Below are 9,404 nucleotides of genomic sequence, written 5' to 3'. Positions count from 1 at the left end.
TCGTGGCGTCGATCACCCCGCGGCATTCCAGTATCGCCTCGTTCACCTCGGATGTTGCGACGTTCTCGCCCTTCCAACGGAAAGTGTCGCCGAGACGATCGACAAAGTGAAAGAAGCCGGCATCGTCGATTTTCATCAGGTCGCCGGTGCGAAACCACGCATCGCCCTTGGCGAACACGTCGCGCAGGATTTTTTTCTCGGTCTCGTCGGCGTTGGTGTAGCCCTCGAAACGACCGCCGGCACCGTCGGCAGTGCCGATCCGCCCCACCGCCTCGCCCGCTTCGCCGACCGCGCACGCCTCGCAAAGCCCGTCGGCATTGCGCCGCGGCGTCAAGGTCTCCGCATCGACACGAACGATCGCAGCCGGAAAGCGATGCGCCAGCAGCGGTGGAATTCGGCCGATCGCGCCCGGTTTGCACTCGACATTGTAGAGCGAGAAATTGCCTTCGGTCGCCGCGTAAAATTCCAGGATCTGCGGAATCGAAAACCGCGTCTGGAAATCTTCCCAGATATCGCCGCGCAAACCGTTGCCACAGGCAAGCCGCAACCGGTGCTGGTTTTCAAATTCCGACGGCGGCGCGTTGAGAAGGTAACGGCAGAGTTCGCCGATATATTGAAACAGCGTGCAGTCGAAGCGCACCACGTCGCGCCAGAACGTGCTGGCCGAAAATCTGTCCGGCAAAACGACCGATGCGCCCGCCGCAAGCATGCTGCATGGCGCGACCACGCCGCCGACGCTATGGAACAGCGGCAGGCAATCGAACAGCCGGTCGTCGGCCGATGCATTCGTCAGGCCGGCAAACCAGCCGCCCCAGTTCTGGATACGGCGATGACTGATGCTGGCCGCTTTCGGCAGGCCTGTCGTGCCGGATGTGTAGATCAGAAGCGCGCGGTCATCGATCGTGACGTTGCGCCGCTCGCGTGCGCTCAGCGGCGCTGCATCGAGAGCGGCCAGCGCCGTCTCAAGATTGATCTCAGCTGCGCTCTCGCCGTGATGCCACACTTGCGGCATGCGCTTGAGGTGCGGGCGAATTTCATCGAGCGCGCCTTCGAGGTCCGGCCCGACAATGATATGACTGGCTTGCGCGACGTCGATGCAATGCTGGAGCGAAGCTCCGACCAGCCTGGTGTTGATCAAGGCGACGACGACGCCGACCTTGCTGACACCGAGCCAGGCGGCGAGGTAATCGGGCGCGCCGTTCAGCAGCAGACAAACCGTCTCGCCTTTGCCGATGCCCTGTGCCAACGCCCAGCGCGCGTAGCGATTGATGCGTTCGTTCAATTCGCGATAACTGAAGACATCGCGCTCCGACATGATCGCCGGCCGATCCGGCTGGCGCGCGGCCCATTCCTCGATGAGATCGGCAAACAGCCGGTCCGGATTGGCCTCAATGGCGGACGTTCGCTCGATGGCCTTCAGCCAGGTCTTGGCGGTCGACGGCTTGGCGTGCAGCGGCGCTGCCGCGCCCTGCTCGACTGTCGATCGCTCAATGACGCCCGCGCTCATGGCTTCCCGTTCCCACGTGATCGCTCTCTATAGCCGCGCGGGCCTTTCCAGGTGTTAATCGGCAGGGTTAAGAGGCGAATCGCGAAAATCCGCCCGGATGGATGCGAGCGGGTTCGTCGGTTTCCATTGAGAACGAAGGAGGTCAGTCGCCGGAGATCGAGCCAAGTGGCGATGAAGAATGGGTTAAAGCATGCAAGCGACCGTCGCCGTCCGCCGCCACCGCGGCGGAAATTTCGTCGGTGCGTCGCAGTTCGACGCCTATCCGGCGTGAACGACCAGTTTTTCCTCGGCGAAAAACTGCAGCGCGCCGTAGCCTTCCATATCCACGGCGTAGCGGAAGTTCCCGTCCGTGGTGGGGAAGACCGCAATCACAATGCCGGCCTTGTGGTCGTCCGCCGCCTTTTCAACCCGTTCACCGATCGCAAATTTGGCCATCGCTTGTTCCTCTTCGGGAATCTGTAAGCGATTCTCGCGCAAAGCGGTTAACGGTTCTTAAGCAAAGGCCTGATCAAAGATGCAGCGGCCGCTGACCAATATTACAGCGCAACTGCGATAAGCCGCTATGGACGCGTGTAAATTTTCTCATGATGATGTCGCATCCCGTAACATCACCCCCCGATTCCTACGGTGTCGGCCGTTAGCGATTTAGAGAGGCTGTTTTGATCGACAGACGGGAACTTCTTCGTTCCGCGACGACATGCCTGGCCTGGCTCGGCACAGCGGCTAGCGCGTCGGCGCAAGGCGCGCCCTATCCGTCTCGTCCAGTTCGCTGGATCGTTCCCTATACCGCAGGCGGCGCGACCGACGTGCTGTCACGCCTGATCTGCCAGCGCCTGTCGGAGCGGCTCGGTCAAACCTTCATTGTCGAGAACAAGCCCGGCGCCGGCAGCAATATCGGCACCCAGGCCGTGATCAATTCGGCCCCGGACGGCTATACGCTGCTCCTGACCAGCACCGCCAATGCCATCAACGCATCGTTCGATCCGACGCTGCCGTACGATTTCCTGAAAGGCATTGAACCGGTTGCAGGTGTGGCACGGATCCCACTGGTGCTGGTCGTCAACAACGACCTTCCGGTCCGAAGCGTGGCGGATTTCATTGCCTATGCCAAAGCCAATCCCGGCAAACTCAGCATCGCTTCATCGGGCATCGGCACCTCGCTGCATCTCTCCGGCGAGCTATTTAAGTCGATGGCGCATGTTCAATTCGTTCACGTGCCCTATCGCGGCTCCGCGCCGGGACTTACCGACGTCTTGGCCGGTCAGATTCAAGGCATGTTCGACAATGTGACGTCGTCGTTCGAACTGGTGCGATCGGGAAAATTACGCGCGCTCGGCGTCACCACCAAGGAACGCTCGGACGCCTTGCCCGACGTTCCGCCGATCGCAGACACGCTGCCCGGTTTCGAGACCAGCTCGTTCTACGGTGTTGGAGCCCCGCGCAGCACGCCAACAGCCGTCATCGACCTCTTGAACAAGGAGATCAATGCGGCGCTCGACGATCCCCTCGTCAAACAGCGATTTGCCGAGCTTGGCGCCATCGCGATCACCGGCAGCGCCGGCCGGTTCGGCGACATGCTTGCGACCGAGACGGAGCGCTGGCGCAAGGTCGTGGAACTCTCCGGCCAGCGCAAAGAGTAGCCACCCCCCCCTTTTCCGGTGGCCGGTGTTGGAACCGCGGGTTACCTTGATCCTTGTCAACGATACGGTGGCTGAGGCGGGGTATCGGAACCTATGATCACACGCAGAGCCCAGTGGGATACCCGCTCGACAATCTCCAGGTCCGCCCATGTGCTGGAGCGAACCGGACTGGCGCTGACCGGCGCCTCCTGCGGCCTGTTCGTCGCCGCCCATGTCGGACGGGCCGATATAGAGCTGATCGGCTCGGCGGCTGCGGTGTTCGCGATGATGATTTATGGCGCGGCCGGCTTCTATCTCGGTATCGATCTGCCGCATCTGCCTCCCGATCACGAGATGCACCTGCCACTGCGCGAAGGCCTTGGCACCAAGGCCGATGCGGTCGAACTGCTGAGCGCGGCGGGCACTTTCCTCGCCTCCGCCGCGGCGGTTATCTCGGTATCGAGCATCGTTCTCGACGAAGTCGCGCATCGCGCCTCGGCGCTTCTGATCTGTCTCGCCTGGGCCGTCGGCGCGACGTTGCAGATCGCCGCGGGCCTCATCGCGCGCAAGAAGGCCGAGGACGCCGAAAAGCTATGATCTGCGACGGCGGCCGGGTCTTGCCACAGGGCCCCGCATTCAGAACGTGAAGCCCCGCTGACCGCGGCGCCGTTCCGTTTCATCCGCGGCGTGCGCGCACCGAAACCGGAGCAGCAGCGGCCCGGCACGAGGCCAAGCCGCCGTTGCAGTCCGTCGTTATTCCGGAACGAACCGAAAGAAGATCAGTTGGCCGCCGGGTTGAGATCCGGATCGTAGTCGCCGATCCGCGAACGGTCGAAGCCGGATTGAGCATTCCAGCTCTCGGAGGCACGCGGAACTGCGAAGGCCGGACCCTGCACCTGGTTATAGGCGCCCCGGTAGTGGCGGAGGGCGTGGACCGGCTTCTGGGCAGGCGCCGTATCGCTGTCCTGGGCGAATGCCGGGCTCGACAGGGCTGCGGCCACGAGTGCGATAGCGCTGAGTGTTTTGATCGTCATCATAGGGTTTCCATTTTAAGGTGGTGAACCCCTCCTCGAGACTTTTCCTACAACCGACAACCCAAAGCTGACGACACACGTTCGTTCGCGCCGATTCAAAGCGGTGTGAATCACGATCGATCACGACGCCGCATTTCGTGATCGGGCGGTGAGCGGCGGCGCTTGGCGCGCGCCTCAGGCCGCTATTGAAGGACCATGTTCAAGAGGTTGGCAAGTCGCGCTGCGGCGAGTGCCGCCTGGCTGCGCGCAAGGTTGCGCGCATTCGTTTCATAATCCCGTGTGAGCTGGACCGGCGTTTTGTCGGCGCGGATCGGCGGCGCGTAGGCCTTCTGTTTCGCGAGCTCGAAGCTTTCCTGAGCCCAAACGGCCGGATCCAATTCGACCGCTTTGGCGGGCTCCACCGCGACCCTCCATAGACCATTGGTCTTGTCATCGGCGTCGAAAATGGCGCCGAACACCGAAGAATAGCCGCCGAACAGACTGTCCCAGTAGGCGTGAAGCGCCAGCGTCTGGCCGGTCGCCGGAATCACCATCTCCTCGTTGCCGCCGCGGTCACCTTCTTTATCGGATATCTGCGCGGTATAGCGGTCAATCGCGTGCAGCGGCTGATGGAGATCGCCGACCAGGTGAAGCGTCCAGGTCAGGTCGTAGGAGCGCAGCGGCTCGGAAGCAGGCGACGACGACGGCAAAGCGGCGATCATCAGTTTCAATTGGCTGACGGCATCGACCGCAACGGGCGCAGGCAGCGGCGTGTTGTCGGGCGAATAGAGCGTATCCTTGAAGTGCCAGTACTGATGCTTGAGATGCCCGTAAGGCACGTTGTGTCCGGCGGTCGAGTCCGTCGGCTGATCGTCGTAATAATCGGCTTTCGTCTTGATATCGTCGGCCCAGGTGGCCGCGTGGACAAAGGCATAGAGCTTTTCCTTGCCCTCCGGGGCGCCGGCGGTCCAGTTCGGATAGTCGGGATTGAGCTTGAGCAGCGTATCCGCCCGCTCTTTGACCGCCGGCGTGAGGCGGTCGTACGCCAAATAGGCGATCTGCATGTGACCTTCGTCCCACCAGGCCTGCGCCGGCTCGCTTAGCAGCATCGGGAATGCGAGCAGCAAGGCAACAAGCCTTGCGCGCGGCGCGGCGGCGACACCGCCGAGCGGCACGGCTTTCGGGAGCAACATCATGCGGCCTTTTCCTCGGTGTCACGCTTGCGAAAGACGCCCCTCTATCACGACACGGTGGGCACCGATGTGACATGGCCCACAATCAGCAGAGATGAGGGCTGCGGCCTAATGTGTAATTTTGACGTCATACATCCCAGGATAGAGTGAGGATTTACCAGGCTTCGACGGCGGTCCGAAGCAGCCAACGATTGTGGAGCTGCACGATGAGGCGTTCGACGATTCCAGCCGTTTTGAGAATCTCCTCGATCTGCCTCGCGCTCGGTGCGGCCATTCTCTTCGGCGCGATCGGTGACGCCCGCAAAGCCAGCGCGCTCGACTGGAATTGCGCGAGCAGGCACACCGTCGATCCCGGCGAGCCGATCAATATCGGGCAGCTCAAGGGCGTATTGCGGGAGTACCGGTATTGCGGCGACTATGACCGCGACTTTGCCAGCAAGATTGCCGAGGCCAAAGCGGCGCTACAGGACAAAGCCGCGAAGGCCGAAAATCCGGCGTTGGTGCTCGACATCGACGAGACTTCGCTGTCGAACTGGCTGGAAATCGAGCTGGACGATTTCGCATTCATCCCGGGAGGCGCCTGTACGCTGGAAGGCGGCTATGCATGCGGCGACACCGCATGGGAGCTCAGTGCACGCGCCGAAGCATTGTCGCCGACGCTTGAGCTCTTCAACCTGGCGAAGTCACTCAACGTGACGGTGTTTTTCATCACCGGCCGCCCCAACCGGCCGGACCTGAAGGCCGCGACCGTCAAGAATCTCCGCGAGGCGGGTTATGACGGATGGAAAGAGCTTTTCATGCGGCCGGTTTCCTCGCCGGGCGCATCCGTCTCCGACTACAAGACGCGCACACGCAAACATATCCAGGACGATTTGCACTACCACATCATCGTCAATGTGGGCGACCAGCACAGCGATCTCGTCAACGGCTACGCGGACCAGATCTTCAAGGTGCCGAATCCGTTTTACTTCATTCCCTAGACCTAAAAGAAGTCGCCAGACCTAGCGAAATCGCGAGCCGCAATTTCGAATCCAGCCGACTCCGATTTATTTTCAAAGCCGATCTATCGAAAGGGAGGTCACAATGCCTGATGTCGCTTCGGCTCCGTCTGAAGTTGCCACGATCATCTCTGCCGCGTCGGCTACCGCTAGCGCGATCTCGGCGGCGATCAACTTTTGGAATACGCGCAGCTTTCAGCGGCAGCAAAAAAGCACAACCATCGACGCCTGCGTCAGCGCGTCCGCTGCATTGAAGGCGGCCGTGCACAAGACGCTCGAACTCAAGGCGAACAAGGTCGACCCGATCACCGAACCGCAGATCTGGGGCGCCTACGAGGATGCGTGGGCCAAATGGGTTGCGTTCGATCAAACATTCCAGATAGCAAAGCGCCACAGAAATACGTTCGAGCAAGATGCACCGGACCGGACATCGGCATTGCTCTCTCAATTGCGGGTGAATTTGCGCGACCCCGCCTGGATTCCCGGCGGCGCAAACGATCCCAAGGACATTCGCGCTGGCATCGACACGATAATCGCTGCGATTCAACGGGACAGCGGATCGGCCGATTAGGGACGCCGGACCTGCAGACATTTGCCGATCGAGCCGGTGACCGGCGCACGAAAAAGCCCGCCGAAGCGGCGGGCTGATTTCTCCAAGAGGTTGGTTGCGGGGATAGGATTTGAACCTATGACCTTCAGGTTATGAGCCTGACGAGCTACCGGGCTGCTCCACCCCGCGATAAACCTTTGCTTGGCCTTATCTAAAAGCCGAAATGGCTGGGTCAACGCCCCAAGGGCGCCGCTTCCGTCCACAGGCTTCCTGAGAAGGCAACCCTCAGGCCCGAGGCCGTGAGGTCGCGGGCGCTATGTACCAACGACGGTGCGCTTTGGAAAGGGCTCTGGGCTCACTTTTGAGGATTTTATGACAGCGAATGGCGGCCAATTTGCTGCTTTTTATCCGAAAAGGTCAGAAAAGAGCCCTTGCCAGAAATTCGCCGAAAGCCCAGCCTTCGCAAAAAGCAAAGCAAGACGCGGGGGGAGTTCGGACCATGGACAGCTTCGATTTTGTGGTCGTGGGCGGCGGCTCCGGAGGCTGCGCGGTCGCAAGCCGCCTGTCGGAGGGCCCTGCGACGTCGGTGGCGCTGCTCGAGGCCGGCGGAACCGATGACAATTGGGTGGTCACCACGCCCGGCGCGCTGATCCTGATGATCGCGGGCGGGATCAATAACTGGGCCTTCAACACCATGCCGCAAGCCGGTCTCAACGGCCGCATCGGCTATCAGCCGCGCGGCAAAGGGCTCGGCGGCTCCTCGGCGATGAACGCCATGGTCTATACCCGCGGCCACAAGGCCGACTATGACGGCTGGGCGGCGCTCGGCAATACCGGCTGGTCCTATTCGGACGTGCTGCCTTATTTCAAACGCTCCGAAGACAATTCGGAACTCGACGGCGCCTATCACGGCAAAGGCGGTCCGCTGCATGTCACGGGCTCGCGAACCGACAACCCCGCACGCGAGATCTACCTTCAGGCCGCGCGCGAGGCTCAGTTCCGTATCCGCGACGACTTCAACGCCGAGGAGCAGGAGGGCCTCGGCGCCTACCAGGTCACGCAGAAAAACGGCGAGCGCTGGAGCGCGGCGCGCGGCTACATTCATCCCTTCATGAAGACGCGGAGCAATCTGCGCGTCATCACCGATGCGCAAACAACCCGCATTCTGTTCGAGGGCAAACGCGCTGTCGGTGTCGAATACCGGCAAGGCAAGGAGATCAAGCAGCTCCGCGCCCGGCGGGAGGTGATCCTGTCCGCCGGCGCATTCCAGAGCCCGCAACTGCTGATGCTGTCCGGCGTCGGCGACGCGGTCGCGCTTACCAAGCACGGCATTGCCTCGCTGCATCATCTGCCGGGCGTCGGACAAAACCTGCAAGACCATCCGGACTTCGTGTTCGGCTTCAGCTCAGATGCGCCCTATTTTACAGGGCTGTCGTTCGGCGGCATCGCGCGGATCTTGAAGGGCATTGCCCAATATCGCCGTGAGCGGCGCGGGCCGATGACTTCGAATGTCGCCGAATGCGGCGGCTTCCTCAAGACGCGGCCCGACCTCGAGCTGCCCGACATTCAGTTGCACTTCTGTATGGCGATGGTCGGCGATCACGGCCGCAAGCTGCGCTGGGGCACCGGCTTCTCATGTCACGTCTGTGTGCTGCGTCCGAAAAGTCGCGGCAGCGTCTGGCTGCAAAGCGCCGATCCTTTCGCGCCGCCCGCGATCGATCCGAATTTTCTCGGTGAGGAGAGCGACCTCGACACCATGGTGGCGGGCTTCAAGACGACGAAGCGCCTGCTCGATGCGCCCGCGCTCAAGGCGCTGCAGAAAACCGATCTGGTCACCGCCGGCATCGAAACCGATGCGCAAATCCGTGACGTCCTGCGCAACAATGTCGATACCGTCTATCATCCGGTCGGCACCTGCAAGATGGGCGTTGACGATCCGCTTGCGGTGGTCGATCCCAAGCTTCGCGTCCATGGCCTCGAGGCCTTGCGCGTGGTCGACGCCTCGATGATGCCGACCCTGGTCGGCGGCAACACCAACGCGCCGACCATCATGATCGGCGAAAAGGCCGCCGACATGATCAAGGCGGAGATGCGGGTAAACTAATGGGCGTCATTCCGGGATGGGGCGTTAGCACCCTCTTGCAGCCCCACCCTTACGAACTTCCGGAATCGAAGGGACGCTGGCAAGCCTATTGAGTCTGATGTGGCTTTGGTTCAGAAGTCCGCATGAAGAGCTCGCGGCCGCAATGATGCGGACTTCTGAAGCGCCACACTAGCTATGCGTTGGGCCGAGGGCTCATCCCTTATCAGGGCAGCCTCGATTGGCTAGATTTCGCCGATCGACACGGACATCCGAAGAACGACGGGAGTGAAACAGTGGATCTGGGTATCAAAGGCCGCCGCGCCATCGTCTGCGCATCGAGCAAGGGATTGGGACGCGCCTGCGCGATGGCGCTTGCCAATGAGGGCGTTCACGTCACGCTGACGGCGCGCGGCGCCGAGGCGCTGAAGAAGACCGCCGATG

The 9,404-nt window shown here is 61.7% G+C and carries 9 protein-coding genes, 1 tRNA gene and 1 pseudogene; 6 read left to right on the top strand and 5 right to left on the bottom strand.

The features are described 5' to 3' along the window. Both VFL62_RS05455 and VFL62_RS05450 read right to left on the bottom strand, forming a co-directional pair. On the bottom strand, positions 1-1,507 hold a 1,507-nt coding region (locus VFL62_RS05455), incomplete at its 3' end, for a long-chain-acyl-CoA synthetase (protein WP_325171352.1). A gap of 258 nt (positions 1,508-1,765) precedes the next feature. After that, positions 1,766-1,942 (bottom strand): hypothetical protein, encoded by a 177-nt coding sequence (locus VFL62_RS05450; protein WP_325171351.1) that lies wholly within the window; start codon positions 1,940-1,942, stop codon positions 1,766-1,768. Between the two features lie 224 nt (positions 1,943-2,166). Between VFL62_RS05450 and VFL62_RS05445 the strand changes: the two genes are divergently transcribed. Beyond that, a complete protein-coding gene (locus VFL62_RS05445; RefSeq protein ID WP_414644614.1) occupies positions 2,167-3,147 on the top strand; it encodes a Bug family tripartite tricarboxylate transporter substrate binding protein in 981 nt (326 codons plus the stop codon). 93 nt (positions 3,148-3,240) lie between these two features. After that, a complete protein-coding gene (locus tag VFL62_RS05440) occupies positions 3,241-3,723 on the top strand; it encodes a hypothetical protein (RefSeq protein ID WP_325171350.1) in 483 nt (160 codons plus the stop codon). A gap of 182 nt (positions 3,724-3,905) precedes the next feature. On the opposite strand, the gene VFL62_RS05435 is transcribed toward VFL62_RS05440, so the two are convergent. Further along, a complete protein-coding gene (locus VFL62_RS05435; protein WP_325171349.1) occupies positions 3,906-4,160 on the bottom strand; it encodes a hypothetical protein in 255 nt (84 codons plus the stop codon). Positions 4,161-4,342: 182 nt separating this feature from the next. After that, a complete protein-coding gene (locus tag VFL62_RS05430) occupies positions 4,343-5,335 on the bottom strand; it encodes a S1/P1 nuclease (protein WP_325171348.1) in 993 nt (330 codons plus the stop codon). A gap of 203 nt (positions 5,336-5,538) precedes the next feature. On the opposite strand from VFL62_RS05430, the gene VFL62_RS05425 reads away from it, so the two are divergent. Then, positions 5,539-6,312, top strand: coding sequence for an HAD family acid phosphatase (locus VFL62_RS05425; protein WP_325171347.1), 774 nt, complete (start codon positions 5,539-5,541; stop codon positions 6,310-6,312). A gap of 103 nt (positions 6,313-6,415) precedes the next feature. After that, positions 6,416-6,901: a hypothetical protein gene (locus VFL62_RS05420; RefSeq protein ID WP_325171346.1), complete on the top strand. Its 486-nt coding sequence runs from the start codon at positions 6,416-6,418 to the stop codon at positions 6,899-6,901. A 91-nt stretch (positions 6,902-6,992) separates the two neighbouring features. Here the strand turns inward: VFL62_RS05420 and VFL62_RS05415 are convergent. Further along, positions 6,993-7,069, bottom strand: a tRNA-Met gene (locus VFL62_RS05415). A 310-nt stretch (positions 7,070-7,379) separates the two neighbouring features. On the opposite strand from VFL62_RS05415, the gene VFL62_RS05410 reads away from it, so the two are divergent. After that, the gene (locus tag VFL62_RS05410; protein ID WP_325171345.1) at positions 7,380-8,984 is read left to right on the top strand and encodes a GMC family oxidoreductase; all 1,605 of its coding nucleotides are present in this window, start codon (positions 7,380-7,382) and stop codon (positions 8,982-8,984) included. A 272-nt stretch (positions 8,985-9,256) separates the two neighbouring features. Beyond that, positions 9,257-9,404: pseudogene (locus VFL62_RS05405) on the top strand (3-oxoacyl-ACP reductase); the annotation flags it as partial.

This window comes from Bradyrhizobium sp. (genome assembly GCF_035701725.1).
GTDB lineage: Bacteria > Pseudomonadota > Alphaproteobacteria > Rhizobiales > Xanthobacteraceae > Bradyrhizobium.
The sequence above is the reverse complement of the archived record's forward strand: the minus strand, read 5'-3'. Positions and strand labels throughout refer to the sequence as shown.